Annotated in this window: 16 protein-coding genes; 12 read left to right on the forward strand and 4 right to left on the reverse strand. The window is 60.9% G+C overall.

The features are described 5' to 3' along the window. The first annotated feature begins 19 nt into the window (after positions 1-19). From PMW70_RS06470 to PMW70_RS06510, 9 genes are all read left to right on the forward strand, one after another. The gene (locus PMW70_RS06470; RefSeq protein ID WP_089573322.1) at positions 20-316 is read left to right on the forward strand and encodes a hypothetical protein; all 297 of its coding nucleotides are present in this window, start codon (positions 20-22) and stop codon (positions 314-316) included. Further along, positions 313-822: a cell division protein FtsQ/DivIB gene (locus PMW70_RS06475; RefSeq protein ID WP_271744277.1), complete on the forward strand. Its 510-nt coding sequence runs from the start codon at positions 313-315 to the stop codon at positions 820-822. The genes PMW70_RS06470 and PMW70_RS06475 overlap by 4 nt, the downstream gene beginning before the upstream one ends. A 90-nt stretch (positions 823-912) precedes the next feature. After that, on the forward strand, positions 913-1,512 hold the full coding sequence (locus PMW70_RS06480; protein WP_089573324.1) for a hypothetical protein: 600 nt from the start codon (positions 913-915) through the stop codon (positions 1,510-1,512). Then, positions 1,496-1,777 carry a hypothetical protein gene (locus tag PMW70_RS06485; RefSeq protein ID WP_117640550.1) on the forward strand — a complete coding sequence of 94 codons (282 nt, stop codon included), beginning with the start codon at positions 1,496-1,498 and terminating at the stop codon, positions 1,775-1,777. The genes PMW70_RS06480 and PMW70_RS06485 overlap by 17 nt, the downstream gene beginning before the upstream one ends. Before the next feature lie 18 nt (positions 1,778-1,795). Continuing rightward, entirely contained in the window at positions 1,796-3,226 is a 1,431-nt protein-coding gene (locus PMW70_RS06490; RefSeq protein ID WP_271744278.1) for a hypothetical protein, read from the forward strand. A 118-nt stretch (positions 3,227-3,344) separates the two neighbouring features. Then, the gene (locus PMW70_RS06495) at positions 3,345-4,061 is read left to right on the forward strand and encodes a DUF554 domain-containing protein (RefSeq protein WP_172622415.1); all 717 of its coding nucleotides are present in this window, start codon (positions 3,345-3,347) and stop codon (positions 4,059-4,061) included. Positions 4,062-4,148: 87 nt separating this feature from the next. Next, a complete protein-coding gene (locus tag PMW70_RS06500; RefSeq protein ID WP_271744280.1) occupies positions 4,149-5,903 on the forward strand; it encodes a TerB N-terminal domain-containing protein in 1,755 nt (584 codons plus the stop codon). After that, the gene (locus PMW70_RS06505) at positions 5,896-7,200 is read left to right on the forward strand and encodes an ATP-binding protein (RefSeq protein WP_271744281.1); all 1,305 of its coding nucleotides are present in this window, start codon (positions 5,896-5,898) and stop codon (positions 7,198-7,200) included. The genes PMW70_RS06500 and PMW70_RS06505 overlap by 8 nt, the downstream gene beginning before the upstream one ends. A gap of 116 nt (positions 7,201-7,316) precedes the next feature. Then, positions 7,317-9,761 (forward strand): DEAD/DEAH box helicase, encoded by a 2,445-nt coding sequence (locus PMW70_RS06510; RefSeq protein ID WP_271744282.1) that lies wholly within the window; start codon positions 7,317-7,319, stop codon positions 9,759-9,761. Between the two features lie 27 nt (positions 9,762-9,788). Here the strand turns inward: PMW70_RS06510 and PMW70_RS06515 are convergent, their stop codons facing one another. The 4 genes from PMW70_RS06515 to PMW70_RS06530 all read right to left on the reverse strand — a co-directional run bounded on the left by PMW70_RS06515 (position 9,789) and on the right by PMW70_RS06530 (position 14,283). After that, positions 9,789-10,667, reverse strand: a complete 879-nt coding sequence (locus tag PMW70_RS06515; protein ID WP_271744284.1) for a spermidine synthase — start codon at positions 10,665-10,667, stop codon at positions 9,789-9,791. Beyond that, positions 10,668-12,575, reverse strand: coding sequence for an elongator complex protein 3 (locus PMW70_RS06520; protein ID WP_271744286.1), 1,908 nt, complete (start codon positions 12,573-12,575; stop codon positions 10,668-10,670). A 98-nt stretch (positions 12,576-12,673) separates the two neighbouring features. Beyond that, the gene (locus PMW70_RS06525) at positions 12,674-13,573 is read right to left on the reverse strand and encodes a DUF4097 family beta strand repeat-containing protein (protein WP_117647470.1); all 900 of its coding nucleotides are present in this window, start codon (positions 13,571-13,573) and stop codon (positions 12,674-12,676) included. Beyond that, positions 13,570-14,283, reverse strand: coding sequence for a helix-turn-helix domain-containing protein (locus tag PMW70_RS06530; RefSeq protein ID WP_117640543.1), 714 nt, complete (start codon positions 14,281-14,283; stop codon positions 13,570-13,572). The genes PMW70_RS06525 and PMW70_RS06530 overlap by 4 nt, the downstream gene beginning before the upstream one ends. A gap of 267 nt (positions 14,284-14,550) precedes the next feature. Between PMW70_RS06530 and PMW70_RS06535 the strand changes: the two genes are divergently transcribed. The 3 genes from PMW70_RS06535 to PMW70_RS06540 all read left to right on the forward strand — a co-directional run bounded on the left by PMW70_RS06535 (position 14,551) and on the right by PMW70_RS06540 (position 16,364). Next, positions 14,551-15,423, forward strand: coding sequence for a methyltransferase domain-containing protein (locus PMW70_RS06535; protein ID WP_117563514.1), 873 nt, complete (start codon positions 14,551-14,553; stop codon positions 15,421-15,423). 118 nt (positions 15,424-15,541) lie between these two features. After that, on the forward strand, positions 15,542-15,898 hold the full coding sequence (locus PMW70_RS09720; protein WP_334203912.1) for a class I SAM-dependent methyltransferase: 357 nt from the start codon (positions 15,542-15,544) through the stop codon (positions 15,896-15,898). Further along, positions 15,801-16,364, forward strand: coding sequence for a class I SAM-dependent methyltransferase (locus PMW70_RS06540; protein WP_334203911.1), 564 nt, complete (start codon positions 15,801-15,803; stop codon positions 16,362-16,364). The genes PMW70_RS09720 and PMW70_RS06540 overlap by 98 nt, the downstream gene beginning before the upstream one ends. Positions 16,365-16,518 lie beyond the last annotated feature (154 nt).

A 16,518-nucleotide genomic window follows, 5' to 3' on the forward strand; every position in this document is an offset into this window, starting at 1 on the left:
CAGAAGCAGGGAGGTTCCCATGGCATATTACTGGCCCCAGTACGGCGTCGCCATCGAGGTCGACGACGATCCCTATCTCCTGCCTTTCGACGAAGAGGCGTTCCCCGATACGGCGGTCTACCACGTCACCACCGATGTTATCTGCGACCCCGAGTCGTTCTCGGCGCTCGCCCACCACATCGCGCGTATCCACGACATCGAGCTCCCTCACGACTTTGACGAGCTCATCTACTCGCGCCGCCTGATGCTTCACATGCTCTTTGGAGCGGACCCGTCCACGTTCGCACGTGTCTACACCACCAAGGACGCCGCATGAGTGCGAAGAAGCCGCCCCGCCTCGCAGGACTGGGGCGTCGCAAGAAACTCGTCGTTGTCTGCCTGGCTATCGTCTGCGCCCTCATCGCCGTAGGGCTATACGCCTGGCAGTCGCAGCCCGTGCCCGAAGCGGGCGCCTCAGTCACGACGGCAGAGGGCAAATCGCGACAAGAAATCCAAGATGAGCTCGATGCCATCGTCCGCGACAACATGATGACGATTTCGGTCGCGCCGGTCGCTCAGCTACAGGAGGACGGCAAGCTGCGCGTCAACGTGCAAAACGTCCAAGAAAATAAATTTCCCCAGCGATTCCGCGTCATCCAAAACGACGAGACCATGTACGAATCCGGTGTGGTCGAGACCGGCAAGACAATCGAGACGTGCCCCGCCGGCGACATCAAAGAAGGCGAGGCATACATCGAGATCCAGGCACTCGATGCCAAGACCCTCGACAGCCACGGCAATCCGACACGTGTCAAGGTACGGGTTGAGCAAGCCGAGAACTAGCTTTTTCGGCCGACGCGGCACCGCACGCAATTCACCAGCATTCGTCCAATCATCGCGGGGACGGCCCGCGGCGAATAGAAAGGAACGACCATGGACATCACCAGGAACATGAACGGAGCCAGAGCGCTCGTCGTGGGCGCAGGGCTCGCGCTCGCGCTCGCAATGGGCGCCGCCCCGACGCCAGCTCTGGCAGCCGGGCGCGTTGGAACCACGAAAGTAATGGTCAGGACCGAGATCGACAACGTAGAGTTCAAAGTTCCGACGGTTATTCCCTTCGTCGCCAAGGCCGACGGCACGCTTCAGGGCCCCTCAGAAGACGCGACCACCATCGACAATCATTCGGCCTACGGCATCCATGTCACCAACATGAAGATCGACGCCATGAACACCTGGACCATTGCCGCCGACGCCAAGGCCGGAACCGCGCAGAATTCCATCGACTTTAAGGTCGGCCCCGACGGTGCACTCCAGAACGCCAGCGCCGCAATGCAGGAGACGGGCCTCGATCTTTCCAAGAATGCAGCCTTCGACATGGGCTACCAGGGCATTGCCGGCGGCACGGACAAAATTAAGCTCAAGACAAGCGGAAACGTCGCCCGCGTCACGCGCGACATCTTCCGCGTAACCGGCGAAGGCGATCAGGTTGCAACGATCACCTGGACGGTCGAGCCCGGTGCGCACACGGCATAAGGCCGTCGCCCTGGCCGCCGCCGTCAGTATCCTTGCGTTTGGGCCAGCCATGGCCTTTGCCCAGCAAGAACAGGCGCAGGCCGCCACGCAAGTGACGGTCGACCTCTCGGAGCTCGACCGCGGCAACTGCAAGGAACCGTTGGCACAGACAGACGACAGACGATGGCTCTTGGCAGCAGGCGCCACGGCAGCAGGCGCGGGAACCGCCGGCCTCGGTCTGCACATCAAACGCAGCCAGAAACGAAACACGGACAGGCCGCACTAAATTAGCTAAGGAGACCCCATGGCATCGAAGAACCTTTTGCCCGTCGTCGCACTCTGCGGCGCGCTCGCAACCGGAACGCCTGTCGCCGCTTGGGCGACTCCCGTCATGGCAGACTCCTTACCAGCAGCCCTAAGCTCCGCACCAAATCCGTCGAGCGCCATTGCGTGCAAGCGTTTTTCGATCGCACAGGCCGCAATCTCAACCTCGGGATGCCTTCGTCGTAATACGGACGGCTCGATAGTCGTGGATATCAATCGTTCGAACAAGGCAAACGGCTCCCAGGCGGGGTGCGCCGTCTGCACGTGGCGCTCGATTGTGCTCGATGCAGATGGCGATCCGTGCGATTTGGGGTTGCGCATCGATATCGCTTCGGTCGATGACTCGGCGAACGGAGCGAAGGTCGCCTTCGACGGTGCGTTTTTCGAGAAAGGAGGCGGTATATGTCTGGGCTGCGCCGCCGCGAATGCAGACGATGTGCAGCCCACCCTCTCATTCACGGCATCGCTGCGGCTGACCAAGGCGGGCACCGATGCCATCGCGGCGGGAGAAGCATCCCTGCTGTTCTACGCCGCCAGTACCGAAGACACAGACATTCATTTCGAGAAGCCGGCCGGATCGCTCGGCCTTACGCGCGGGACGGAGGCAGGCCCTATTGCGATCGATACCCACACGCTAGGCAGGCAACGCATTCTTGCCGACCCGGCGCTTCTCGAGATGGAGTGGAACGGATCCGGAGCCGTCGGGATTGTCCCCTCCGCGCTTGACGCCAAGACGCTCCCCTCAAACGACGAACCCATCAACGCAACCATACAAGAAGAGAGCACGGACAAAGAAGCAGGTGCGGGCGACACGCCGTCGCCGACAAACAGCGTCCCAGCTTCTTTCGAAGCACCGAATGAGCCCGCTGCCGATCCAAACGATCCCGAGCTCGCGGACAGTCTGGGGCTTGCTGATCCTCAAGAGATCGATGAAGGTAACTGCTGCGTGCTTGCCGCCCTCGACCACACAGAGGTCATCGACGCCGCGAACATCGAAGTTGCCGCCGCCAATCAGCCCGTCCGCAAGTCGGCTATCATCGCATTTCCCGAATCCATCAAAGTCGTCTTTTTGCCATCGGGCGAGGTCGTGGCCCCAACACTGCTCACCTTGTTGGGCGCCAAGAATACTCGAAACGAAATTAAAAAGGTCACGGTTGTCGACCCTGCAACCACCGCTAAACTGCGTCTATACGCCGTTGCCCCAGACGGAAGCAAGACCTTGGAATTCGATGGCGACACACTTCTAGCCTGGCGACGTCTGGACATTATGCAAGACGTCTCGTATCAGATCGAACTCGAAGGGTTTGATCGTGCCCGCGATGCCAATATCATCGCCGCGGCTATTGAATCCCCACAGCGGCTTATGACACTGCGCTTTGACTACTATCCCTATGTCCCGACAACCACCTGAGGCTTAAATGCTGCGCATCATTCCTAATACCACTTATATAACGTATTAGATGAGTCGCGATGTGCCTCGCATTTCGTTCTGCTACGATTGCCACGTTGGCATCAATACAGGAGGGCTCATGCCGGGCTTGGGAACAATCATCAACGTTGCGCTTTTAGTTGCGGGCGGTCTTTTGGGATTAGCGGGCGGCCGCTTCATTACACCGCGCATCCAAGACACGCTCATGAAAGCATCGGGGCTGTGCGTCCTGTTTATCGGCCTGGGCGGCACCATGCAAAAGATGCTCATCATCGATGGAAAGGCGCTAGCGACCACCGGTACCACCATGCTCATCGTCTCATTTGCGCTCGGTTCGCTCATCGGCGAGGCCATCAACTTGGAGGCCGCCATCGAGAACCTTGGCGAATGGCTCAAGCGCAAGACTGGCAGTGAGGGCGATAACGAGTTCACCAACGCTTTTGTCTCGACTTCACTCACCGTGTGCATCGGCGCCATGGCCATTGTGGGATCGATCCAGGACGGCCTGCTCGGCGACTGGTCAACGCTTGCCCTCAAGGGCGCACTGGACTGCATCATCGTCTGCACCATGACGGCCTCGCTTGGCCGCGGCTGCATCTTCTCCGCCCTGCCCGTCGCCGTGTTCCAGGGGACGATCACGTTGTTTGCCGGCGCGCTCTCCCCCATCATGACCACAGCAGCCCTCAACAGCCTTTCGCTCGTAGGCTCCATGCTCATCTTCTGCGTCGGCGTCAACCTCATCCGTCCTCAGACCTTCCGCACGGCCAATATGCTTCCCTCCGTCGTCATCGCCGTCATATACGCCCTCCTGTTCTAAATCTATCAACGCAGCGGTATCTCGAACATCTGTTTGATGCTGTGCTATGATATGAGGTCACCGTAGCTGCGTTCGAGAGGAGGAGCGGTGGCCGACCAGGACATCAAGATGCTCATCGAGCGCATTATGGCCGAGGCCCGGACCCATCAGTCCGCCCGCTTCTCAAACGAAACCTACGCAGACGAGCCGATTCTCAAAACCGGCCGACAGATGCAGAATTTCCTCCCCAACCAGTACCGTAAAATGCGCGAGATATCGCGCTGGCAGGATGACCCCAAGGGCGGTGCGGGCCGCTGGCTTTCGGAAGCCGAGCTTTTTTACCGCCAGGGCCTGCTGATGGCCGACTTTGAGGACGACTGTCCCTACAACGGCACCTTTAAGTCGTACTTTCCCACCTACAACGCCATGAGCGACCGGCAACTGCGCGGCTACTTTACCTGGCGTGCCCAAGTGCGCCGCGGAACCGTCGAGGAAACGTCTACGTCCTTTGCCTTTCTGTATCTCTATGAGCTGATCTGCGGCATTGGCGTAAATAATCCACTCGATGGTTTTAACAAGATCAAGGCTTTTTGGGATGTCTATCGCGCCTTCGAGCCCAGCATCGACCGGTTTGCGCGCGTGTGGCTGCAAGATTACGCCGTGTTCCACGGGCTCGACCCCAAGCTGCTTCGCGACTCTAAAACCGTCATGTTCGATAACGCCCTTATCGAACTGCGGCGCGCGGCACGAGACCTTGTACCGGCACCGTCCGGCCAGACCCCTAAGCGTCGCAAAACCTCCGAGCCCACGCCCCCCCTTCCGCCCGATGAGGTGCGCGAGGAGCGACTCATGGCCGCCATCAACGCCCTCTCCACGTACAACCTAAGTAGCTCGCGGCTCGACCGCAGCCACCACCGCGATCTGCGCCACGTGGCGTGCGCCGTGTATGTCCGCATGGCGCGCTACTATGACACGCACCGAAAGACCGGCATCGTGGCAAGTTTATTTGGGGAGGAGACGGCCATGCCCTACACCATGTTTGCCTCGGCCGTATTCTTTGCGCCCGAGCGCCACGAGGACTGCGAATACCGTCTGGACCCCATCCATATCTACCGTTGCCAAAACGGTTTTTGGGAATGCATGCGGATTCACGGCAGCAGACAAAAGAGCAGCAAACTTGGCGAGATGATGCGCGCCTGCGACCAACGCCTGCGCCTGGCCCTGGACCCTGCCCATCCCCTTAAGGAAGAAAAGGTCCCCAAATATCTGGCCAAGATTATCGATGACGAGATTGTGGCATGGCTTTCGTGGGACGCCGCACACCAGCCCGTCAAGATCGATATCGATTTGAGCCAGCTGGGGCACATTCGGAGCGCTGCCGCACAAACGCGCGAAGCGCTTTTGATTGACGAGGAACGCGAGGACGGCGCGTCCGCAGAAGCCGAGGCAGCGGACTCAGGGCAACCGGAAGCCGAGCCCGTAGCCGACGCGACGGTCGAGGCGGTCGCGGCGGCCGCAGGGCAGGACGAGTCCGACGAGCCGACCATATCCACCGAACAGTTTGGTGTCGTGGCACCGCTTCTCGCGCCGACGCCCGCGTTCGCAGCTGCTGCGCCCGCTGACGCCACGAACGAACTCGCGCTCGCCGCAGACGCCTATCTCCGCGCGCTGCTCGAGCACAACGCAGTACAGGCGGAATCGGCGGTAGCGCAATCGGGGCAGAGCGAGGACATGCTCGTCGATACCATCAACGAGGCGCTCTTTGACCTGGTGGGCGACACCGTAATTGAATTTAGCGCGGCAGGGCCGCAGATTATTGAGGACTACGAAGCAGACGTGAGAGGATACCTAGACCATGAGTGATACCGCATCCGCAGCACCCCGCGTGCCCAAGCGCGTCGCTGCCGTCATTCTCAACTCGCTCAAGGGCGGCGTGGTCCCGCGCATCGGCCTTCCCTACATTACCGTAGGGCGCGAGGTCGAGATCCGCGCCCTGCTCACCGATCTGAGTCTCATCGCCGACGGTGGGGCGAGCTTCCGCTTCCTGGTCGGTCGCTACGGCGCCGGCAAGAGCTTTTTGCTCCAAACCATCCGAACGCATGCCATGGGCGAGGGATTCGTCGTCGCTGATGCCGACCTGTCGCCCGATCGCCGCCTGCAGGGCGGTCAGGGACAGGGCCTTGCCACCTACCGCGAGCTCATCCGCAATATATCGACCAAAACGCGCCCCGAGGGCGGTGCGCTCAACCTTATTCTGGATCGCTGGGTCGCCTCGTGTGCCGACGTCGACGAGTCGGTCGTCAATGCCCAACTGGCCCCGCTCGAGGAGATGGTCCACGGCTTCGACTTCACCCGCATGCTCCGCCGCTATCGCATGGCCGCATCCGGGGGCGACGAAGAGGCCATGAGCCGCGTGACCAAATGGATTCGCGGCGAATACCGCACCAAGAGCGAGGCACGCGCCGAGCTGGGCTCCTCGACCATCATCAGCGATGACGACTGGTACGACTACGTTAAGCTCATTGCGCGCTTTTTGGTCTGCAGCGGCTACAAGGGCATGCTGGTGCTCATCGACGAACTCGTGAATCTGTATAAGATTCCCAACGCCATCACGCGCCAATACAACTACGAGAAGATCCTGACCATGTACAACGACACGCTCCAAGGCAAGGCGCAGTACCTGGGCATGATCATGGGCGGCACGCCAACCTCCATCGAAGACCGCCACCGCGGCGTGTTCTCCTACGAGGCCCTGCGCAGCCGACTCGCTCAGGGCCGCTTTGCGCGCGAAGACCTTAAGGACATGCTCGCGCCCATCATCCGCCTGCAGCCACTCACCTACGAGGAGCTGCTGGTGCTGATCGAAAAACTCATGCAAATTCACGCCGGCTACTTTGGCTGGACGCCCACGCTTACCGAGAACGACTTAGTGGACTTCCTCAAGATCGAGTTCGGTCGCGTGGGGGCCGACACGCACTTGACGCCGCGTGAGGTTATCCGTGACTTTATCGAGCTGCTCGATATCCTGTGTCAGAACCCCGATGCAAATGTGGCCGAGCTGCTGCAAAGCGTCGGCGGCGACGCGCTGGCGCCGGCAGCCGCAACAGGCGACACCGGCACCGCAGGCGGCAACCGCAACTTCGCCGAGTTCACCATCTAACCTACCAAAAAGGGACAGGTTTATTTTGGCAGGTTTTATCTGGGCAAACGTTGAAGCAGTAATGCAGCAAGCCGTTGCCAGCCGCGTTGAGAGATTCGTTGTTGAAAGGAGGCCCCGTGAACGCCTTTGACCGCTACGCCCCGTTTATCCAAGACTTCATCTACTCCCACGATTGGGAGAGCCTACGCTCTATCCAGGTTGCAGCAGCTGATGCCATCTTTAACACGCAAGATAATGTGCTCCTGACGGCATCCACGGCTTCCGGCAAAACCGAGGCAGCCTTCTTTCCCATCCTGACCGAGTTTTGGGAGAACCCGCCCGCAAGCGTGGGCGCCCTCTACATTGGCCCCCTCAAGGCGCTCATCAACGACCAATTCGTCCGCCTCAACGACCTGTGCGAAGAAGCCGATATCCCCGTCTGGCACTGGCATGGCGATGTCTCGCAATCACACAAGGCCAAACTCATCAAAAAACCGAGCGGCATCCTACAGATTACGCCCGAGTCGCTCGAGGCGCTCCTGATCCATAAGCACATGGCGATCCCTCGTATGTTTTGCGACCTGCGCTATGTGGTTATCGACGAAGTCCATTCGCTCATGCGCGGCGACCGCGGCGGTCAGACGCTCTGCCTTATCGAGCGCCTCTCGCGCATGGCAGGCGTGCAGCCCCGCCGCATCGGCCTTTCTGCCACCATCGGCGACCCCGAGCGCACGGGCGCCTTTCTCTCGCAGGGAACGGGGCGCGACTGCGTTATCCCCCGTTTTGAGGAACCGCGCCGCGTGTGGCGCATCTCCATGGAGCACTTCTACAACTCGGGCCCCCAGGCGCAGCAGCGAGGATTCGTAGGCACAGGTCCACAAGAAGCCGAGGTGCTTGCTTGCGAGCGTATTGAGACGGCGGCGCCCGCGGCGCTGCCCGCATCCGGACAAGACATGTGCCACAGCGGACAGCTTACACAGGAAGAACGCCGTCAACGTCGCGAGCAGGCGCGGGGCAAGGCCGCTCCCAAAGACCGTCGCACTTCCTCGGCCCCCGAGGGCGAAGTCGACATCCCACGAGCGACCGAGCAGGCGCTTCTCAACCCCACCGACACGGCGCCCGACAACGCCGACCCCGGTATGGGCTATATCTTTGAGCATACGCGCGGCCGCAAGTGCCTGGTCTTTGCCAACTCGCGCGAGGAGGCAGAGGCCGTGTGCTCCATGCTGCGCAGCTACTGCGAGAGCCGGCACGAGCCCGACCGCTTTCTCATCCACCACGGCAATCTTTCGGCATCACTGCGCGAGACGGCAGAAGAGCTCATGCGCGACGAGGAACAGGCACAAACGACCGTCACCACCTCTACGCTGGAGCTCGGTATCGATATCGGCCGCCTGGAACGTGCCTTCCAGATCGACGCGCCGTTTACCGTCAGCTCCTTTTTGCAGCGCATGGGGCGCACGGGACGCCGCGATCTTCCGCCCGAGATGTGGTTTGTCATGCGCGAGGAAGAGCCCGAGCCGCGCACGATGATGCCCGAGACCATTCCGTGGAAGCTCCTGCAGGGCATAGCACTCGTACAACTCTATCGCGAGGAAAAGTGGGTCGAGCCGCCCGAGCTCGATCGACTCCCCTACAGCCTGCTCTATCACCAGACTATGTCGACCCTCGCCAGCACCGGCGAGCTCACGCCGGCCGAACTTGCCCAACGCGTGCTCACGCTCAGCTATTTCCACCGTGTCTCGGCAGACGATTACCGTGTGCTGCTACGTCACCTCATTAAGATCGACCATATCCAGGTCACCGAAGGTGGCGGGCTCATCGTGGGTCTCGCGGGCGAGCGCATCATCAACAACTTTAAGTTCTACGCCGTGTTTCAAGAAAACGAGGAGTTTACCGTCCGGAGCGAATCGGCCGAGCTGGGCACGATCGTTAATCCGCCCCCGCCCGGTGAGCGCATCGCCATCGCCGGACACTGCTGGATTGTCGAGGAAGTGGACTGGAAGCGCCACACTGTCTTTGCCACGCAGGTCAAGGGCCGGGTGCCGGCCTACTTTGGCGACTGCCCCGGCGACATTAACACGCATGTGCTCGAGCGCATGCGCAAGGCGCTCAACGAGCACGCGACATATCCGTACCTTATGGGTAACGCACGAGCCCGCTTGGCGCAGGCTCGTCATACGGCCGAGATTTCGGGGGCGGGAACCAAGCCGCTCATTAACCTGGGCGGCGATACCTGGGTGCTCTTCCCCTGGTTGGGCAGCTTCGCCTTCCTAGCACTCGAGCGCATGCTTAAAATCAAATGCGCCGCTGAGCTGGGCCTTCGCGGACTCGACCCGTCACGCCCGTACTTTATGCAGTTTAAGATGAAGGCCGACGAGGAGACGTTCTTTGAAGTGCTCGCCGCCGAGACCGAGAAGGACTTCGATCCCATCGAGCTCGTCTATCCTGGCGAGGTGCCTTACTTTGACCGCTACGACGAGTTTGTTCCCGAAGAGCTCGTGCGCAAGGGGTTTGCCGAAGGCGTGCTCGACATAGAGGGCATGAAGCAGCGCGTTCACGACTGGCGCGACCACGCCTAAGACCAGTCTTTTTTGGGACGGGGAGACTTACTTGTCGTGAAGGACGGCGCCGAGGAAGTCGGTGTCGAAGGGCACGGCTTCGGCAAAGGCGTAGTCGCCGTCGCTGGCGATGAGCAGGTAGTTTTCCTCGCCGCCGAACTTCGCATCGCCGCATGGGACCACCCAGGCGTGAACGAATACCTCGAGTGCCGTGGCAGCGCAGTCGCGAAGGAACGTCACATCGCTCCCCTCGTTTGCGCTCACGATATTGGCCACGTAGATACCCCCGGGGTTCAGGCTGCCCCGCACCAGGCGCAGCGCCTCAACGGTCGCCAGCTCGCGAACGGGCTCGGCACCGCCAAAGCAATCGCTCACGACTACGTCGTAGCGACGATGGCCCACGCTCGTCACACCCAGATACGAGCGAGCCTCAGCGGTAATCACCCGCAGGCGATCGCCCACCGCGTGCTCCAGTTCATCCAGATAGAACCAACGGCGCGCCAAGCGCGTTATCTCTCCGTCATACTCGATGACGTCCATGCGCAGGCCCTCGTGCGACATCAGCGCAAATTTGGGATAGGCAAACCCGCCGCCACCTAGCATAAGCATACGGTTGATACCGTGACCATAAGCGTCGCGCATCGCATCCTCGGCCTCAAACACGTCGTCAAACGCGCGATAGTACGCAAAGACGGGCTCCGCCCAGCGCTCGCCAACGTAACTCGCGCTTTGGTAGACGCCGCCTTGCACCAATACGCGGACTTCGTCGCCGCCCTCATCGTGCACGCGCTTCACACGTGCCAGCCCATTGCGGGTCCTCGCGACCTGCAGACAGGCAGCACGAACAGCGACAGCGGCCGCACCAAGCGCCGCGGCTCCCAGAGCAACGCCGGCAACGACGCCGGCAGAAACACTCGGCTTGTTCATCTAGAGCTCCTTTTGCAGATAAAGGCCATGGTCATAAAATCCAAGATGGCGATAGTACTCGCGCGTACCGATCGCGCTGATCACGTTGATGTACGTATAGCCAGCGTCCCGAGCTATCTGGCACGCACGCTCCACGAGCAAACGCCCCAACCCATGGTGCTGCGCCGCCTGACCCTGATCGCCCACGCGCGCCGCCATGCCGTACACGTGCACCTCGCGAATCATCGCCTCGTCCGGCGGCGTCGGCAACTCGTCCGTATGCGCGGCAACAAAAGCGCGATCGGGCAGCGACAACCGCAAAAAGCCCGCGATCTTGCCCCGCGGCGTCACCCACTGCAAAAAGCGCTCGTGCGTCACCGGCGTCTCGTACGCCACGCCCTCGTCAAGGGTCAACTCGTCCAGGTCGGCACCCGCCGTGCTGATCTCGCGATAGCGAATCTCACGCACCGTCGCACCGTCACCCCGAGCAGCCAGGCGGTTCTCGACGAGCTGACGCAGGTTGGGCTTCTTGTTGCCCACCATGATGTCATCGGAACTAAAGTCGCGAATCATGCGGCTGATGCGGCAGAACGCCGGCGTCACCACGATGTCATCGGCCAACACGTCGAGCAGCTCTTCCTCGGTATAGGGGCGCCACTCGCCACGCTCGTAACAGCCCACCAGACGCGAGCCCTCGATGAGCGCGCACGGGTAGACCTTGACCTCGTCGGGCATAAAGGCGCCCTCGGTCATAAAGCGCTCGTAGTCACGCTTGTCCCCCTCAGGCGTAGCACCCAACAAGTTGAGCATAAAGTGCGCGTGGATCTTAAAGCCAAACAGGCGCGCGAGCGAAAACGCCCGCTCGATCTGCGCCACCGAAATGCGGCGCTCGTTGATATCGAGCAGGTGCTGGTCAAGGCTTTGGATGCCCATCTGTATCTTGGTGCAACCCAGGCGGCGGATGAGCGTGAGGGCCTGCGGCGTTACAGCATCGGGGCGCGTCTCGATAACGAGCCCCACCACGCGATGCTTCGCCGTCTCGTTAATGCGCTGCTGACGCTCGAGCTCCTCCATCGTTGCCGTCTGCCACTCGGTGACCTCGCCCCACGGCGTACCGGGGCCGTACAGACGACGCACCGCACGGTTATAGCCGCCCACGGCAGCATCCACACGTCCCTGCTCGCCGGCAACGCCGGCAGCAAGCTCGACCTCGTCTGTCGCAATGCCGGCGGCCCGATAGCGCTCGCGACGCTCTGCTACCACCGGCGGCAGGGCATCGGCGGGAGCGTCATCGAGCAGACGCCCCGCCTCGGCACGGCTGATGCCCGGACGCGCCAACATGGGGTTGGCCGCCACGCCGGCGACGGCGTCGTCATTGAGCGCACGGAAAAGCTCCGATATAAACCATGCCTGATACCCTTGCGGATAGTCGCTCCAGGTACCGCCAAGAACGATAAGCTCGATCTTGTCGGTTGCATGCCCCATTTGCGAAAGCGCGGTCAAACGAGCACTCACCTGCAGATACGGGTCAAAGCAGTTTTGCTCCGCACGGGCGCACGCCGGCTCGGCATGCAGATAGCTCTTGGGCATGCGCAGGTCGTTGGGGCAAAACAGGCAATCGCCCGAACAGGGCCAGGGCTTGGTGATGACGGTAATGGTCGCCACGCCCGAGGCCGTTCGGCGCGGCTTCATCCTCAGCACTTGCAGCAGCTGACGCTCCAGATCGGCGTCGACATTCCACCCAGCCCAACGAGCCGGTTCCTCACGTTTAACCCGCTGGTAAAACGGCAGCAGTCGGCGCTTGGCCAGGTCCCGTTTGTCGGCACCCTCGCGGCGCGCCTCGGCATGTATCAGTTTGACGAGGGTCTTGTCGTCCACGGCCTCGCCACGACGCAGGACCTCGAGTATGTTCAAGATAATCTGTTCCATGTCCCCCATTGTAAAGGCAAAGGCGCCGGAGCCAGTCACGGCCCCGGCGCCTCCATCAAAGAGCATGCCTATATGCACCGATCTCCGAAAACCGCATGTCACACCGATTCGAACGACATGTCGCCCGAACCGACCTTAAAACGATACGTTGCAGACTTGTCACCGTTGTCGAATTCAGCATTCAATATGGTCTCGCCATCGTAGCCAAGCGGAAGGAAATCGCTCTCAAAGTCACCGCTGCCCACGGTGAGGCTCGCCTTAAAGCCCGTAGAGTTCGGAACCGATATCTCCACATCGCCCGAGCCCACGCTTACGTCCATCGACTTCGCGGGGGCCTGGTAGAGCTCGAACGCCACATCGCCCGAACCGACCTCGGCATCCAAGGTGTCGGTTACGGTGCCCGCAAACTCGATGTCTCCCGAGTCCAAAGTCAAGTTGAGGTCATGACACGCAATGTCCGTGACCGTCAGATCGCCCGATCCTACATTCGCTGTAATGCCCACCATGTTATCGGCAACTTCGCGCGGCAGTTCGACGGTAACCGTGCGGTCAATGGCGCGCTCGTCATCGCAATCGAACTGGCGAATCTTGAGCGCAGAACCCTTAACCTCGGCCAGATTCTGAGTGGCAGCATCGTAGGTAGCTACCCCCTTTGCAACACGACCGCTCTCGATGACACGCACCTGCCCGCCGGAAACGCACTTGATCTCAACCTCACCCGATGTCACATCCAGGTCAAGGGACTGGAATGAGTCGGCATCAAACGTTTCGCTCGAAAGCTGCCGAGACTGAGCGGAATAGTTACCGCCATCCAAAGAATCGTCCCCGTCAACCACATCGTCCATACCGGACAAACCGGATGCAATATCGCCGAGATCCCACGGGCCATCAAAATGAAACAATATCCGCGAAGTGCCAAAGATAAGCCCGATGATGAGCACGAACGCTCCGATACCGACGCCCAGGCGGACCTTGGACTCATGCGAGAGCTTCATCATTCATCACCTTCTTTGGCGCTCGGCTCAGCGGCGGTCGAGGAAGCCACGTCAGTATCAACCGCAGCGGAAACATCCTGAGCCTTAGCCGCCTCCGGCGCCGGACCAACCTGAATATCCCCGCGTGCCCAATCGCCATCGAGCGCACGCGCCACCCAGTGATAGATGGGGATTGTAAAGAAGATCAGCGCGGCAAAGGAGCCACCAAACAGGAACATCAGCAAAAAGAACAGCAGCCAGCACACGGCCCAATACGGAAACGACTGGAACGGACCTTTCACCGGAGTCGAGCCAGCTGCGCCGCCACTCGTCACCTGCGCCGTAGCGGCATTGGCGGCCTGCGCGCTCCAGCTTGCCGCTTGCGCCGCCTTGGCGGCGGCATCACTCGCCTGTGTTGCCGCCTCGGTAGCACGTGCCGCTGCCTCATGGGTACGGGCGCGCTCCGCTGCCTCGGCCTCGCGCTGACGGGCGCGGTCCTCGTTCTCAAACTCGATATCGTCCTCGATCTCATCGCTCGGATTAAGGAGCTCATCCAAACTCACGCCATAGAGTTTTGCGAGCGAGATCAGGTTCTCGGTATCGGGCGAGCTCTCCGCACGCTCCCATTTACTGACCGCCTGGCGCGACAGCCCCAGCTTTCGCGCCAGCCCTTCTTGGCTAAAACCCTTGCTGCGACGAAGGTCGGCGAGCCGCTGCGCAGTTTCTACATTCATGGTTCCTCCTATGCGATGCCAGCCGTGCCGCCGGACCGTTTTTGTTCTTAAGGCGCCTTGCACAGTTAAAAATCTATCCGCCACCGCCAAAAGCATGCCACCTATTCTAGTGAGATTTTTGACAACCGGCGGTTGCGGGCATATATGAGCTGCGGAAATGTGTCCAAACAAAGCAATGACCCGCAGCTCGGTTGTCCCCGTTGCGGCGTTAACGGTAGTATGGTCGTACTGTTTATTCCGCACCGCCAACGGAGGGAGTTCCGCGCCGTGAACCGCGATTTCGCCTCATCGCTCATTCAGCTCAACAATACGTTCTATCGCGAGCACTCCGCCTCCTTCTCCGATACGCGCCAGGCACCGTGGCCCGGCTGGGTACGCACCATGGACATAGCGCTCGAGCAGCTCGACGTCGCCACGATCGAGCATCCCGTCCGCGTCTTCGATCTTGCCTGCGGCAACATGCGATTCGAGAACTTTGCCGCCGGCGGCGCACTTTCCGCCAAGGGCGTCGACGGCGCAAACCCCTCGGCAGACGCCAGTTGCCCGTTTGAGTTCTATGGTGTTGACTCGTGTCAGGATTTGGCTATCGATGCGCACGGTCACGCCCTGCGCATTCCCAACCTGCACTTCCAGGAACTCGACGTACTCGATGCCCTCATGAAGCTCAACCCCGCCGAGACACCCGACGTGCTTTTCGACGCCCCGCTCGCCGACATCTCGGTCTGCTTTGGCTTTATGCACCACGTGCCGTCGTGCGAGTACCGCGTACGCGTGCTCGACGCCCTGGTGCGCCAGACGCGCCCAGGCGGCATCATCGCCATCAGCTTTTGGGAGTTTATGAACGACGAGCGCATGGCGCGCAAGGCCGTTCGCGCCGAAGCCCGCGCCGAGCTCACCCCGCCGTTTGAAAGTTACGATTCCGCGCAGTTTGAAGCCGGCGACCACCTCATTGGCTGGCAAAACGACCGCCACGCCTACCGCTATTGCCATCACTTTGACGATCAGCAGATCACCGACCTGGTGCGCGGCGTGCGCACATTCTACAAGAGCGGCGAGGTCCCCGTGCGCGAGCTTGAGCGCTTCCATGCCGACGGTCGCAGCGGCGAGCTCAACCGTTACGTGATTCTCAAGCGCCTGTAGGCATCGGCGACTTGCCGCCGAGCCGCACCGCAACTTTCGGGCAAGCTATGCCCCACCCTTTTCAACCCATTGATGGAACGTGCTGCCATGCGTTCCATACTCATGATCAAGGAGCCTCATGGGAGCCGTCCACGTTCGCACGCCTAAGAACTTTGTGCTCGAGGAGCGCCTGGAGCGCTACGCCGATGCGATTGAGACGAACCCCGAGGCCTATGCCGGAGATTGGCGCGAGGCTTGCGCGCCAGTTGGCAGCAAGCCCTTCGAACACCTTCACCTGGATCTTGGCTGTGGCAAGGGAACGTACCTTGTAGAGCGCGCGGCCCACGAGCCAAACACCCTCTTTATCGGTATGGACCAGGAGCCCATCTGCATCGCCTATGCCGCACAGAAAATCTGCGGCACTCGTCCTGCCCCGAGGCGCCGCATCGCTGCCGCAGCTGTTTGCCGCAGGCGAGCTCGATGCCATTACCATTAACTTTCCCACGCCGCAGCCCAAGGCCAAGTACGCCAAAAAACGACTCGTCCATGTCGACCATCTGATGCTCTACCGCCCGCTCTTTTCAGCCGGCGCCACCGTCACACTGCGAACCGACAGTAAGCCATTGCGCGACTACGCCCTGGGGCAGTTTGCCGCGGCCGGCTACGACACGCTTTGGGTAAGCGACGACGTCCGCCGCGACCATCCCGAGCATCCCGAGACCGAGTACGAATGCCGCACGCGCGAGATGGGTGCCGTCGTCTATGGCATTTGCGCCACACCCGGCGCGCAGCCCAGCAATGAACAGCTCGCGGCGGGCCGCGCGCAGGAGCAAAGCCTTGCCTACTACCTGCCCGAAAACCTCGATGAGCTCACCTATGTACCTCTGGGCATGGAAGAGGCCGTCGAGAACTTTAGAAACCGCGCCCGCAAAGGCAAGAAGCGCCTGCCGCAAGAGTCCTAGGGGCTTCTGATGGTCGCGGCGTCGGCAAACAAGCGCAAATTGGCGCCAGCGAACGGCCCTCAAACCTAAGTGAGTAGACTTTTTTGCAATAGCCAGGCACAGCCCGCATAGCGAAACATAAAACCGCAGGTAGAACCCTTGCGCAAAAGTCATG

This window comes from Collinsella aerofaciens (assembly GCF_028209625.1).
Lineage (GTDB): Bacteria > Actinomycetota > Coriobacteriia > Coriobacteriales > Coriobacteriaceae > Collinsella > Collinsella aerofaciens_AM.

Excerpts from the sequence above, each read along its gene's own strand:
- PMW70_RS06470 (WP_089573322.1), top strand. The coding sequence starts at position 20 with ATGGCATATTACTGGCCCCAGTACGGCGTCGCCATCGAGGTCGACGAC.
- PMW70_RS06475 (WP_271744277.1), top strand. The coding sequence starts at position 313 with ATGAGTGCGAAGAAGCCGCCCCGCCTCGCAGGACTGGGGCGTCGCAAG.
- PMW70_RS06480 (WP_089573324.1), top strand. The coding sequence starts at position 913 with ATGGACATCACCAGGAACATGAACGGAGCCAGAGCGCTCGTCGTGGGC.
- PMW70_RS06490 (WP_271744278.1), top strand. The coding sequence starts at position 1,796 with ATGGCATCGAAGAACCTTTTGCCCGTCGTCGCACTCTGCGGCGCGCTC.
- PMW70_RS06495 (WP_172622415.1), top strand. The coding sequence starts at position 3,345 with ATGCCGGGCTTGGGAACAATCATCAACGTTGCGCTTTTAGTTGCGGGC.
- PMW70_RS06505 (WP_271744281.1), top strand. The coding sequence starts at position 5,896 with ATGAGTGATACCGCATCCGCAGCACCCCGCGTGCCCAAGCGCGTCGCT.
- PMW70_RS06515 (WP_271744284.1), bottom strand. The coding sequence starts at position 10,667 with ATGAACAAGCCGAGTGTTTCTGCCGGCGTCGTTGCCGGCGTTGCTCTG.
- PMW70_RS06520 (WP_271744286.1), bottom strand. The coding sequence starts at position 12,575 with ATGGAACAGATTATCTTGAACATACTCGAGGTCCTGCGTCGTGGCGAG.
- PMW70_RS06525 (WP_117647470.1), bottom strand. The coding sequence starts at position 13,573 with ATGATGAAGCTCTCGCATGAGTCCAAGGTCCGCCTGGGCGTCGGTATC.
- PMW70_RS06530 (WP_117640543.1), bottom strand. The coding sequence starts at position 14,283 with ATGAATGTAGAAACTGCGCAGCGGCTCGCCGACCTTCGTCGCAGCAAG.
- PMW70_RS09720 (WP_334203912.1), top strand. The coding sequence starts at position 15,542 with ATGGGAGCCGTCCACGTTCGCACGCCTAAGAACTTTGTGCTCGAGGAG.
- PMW70_RS06540 (WP_334203911.1), top strand. The coding sequence starts at position 15,801 with ATGCCGCACAGAAAATCTGCGGCACTCGTCCTGCCCCGAGGCGCCGCA.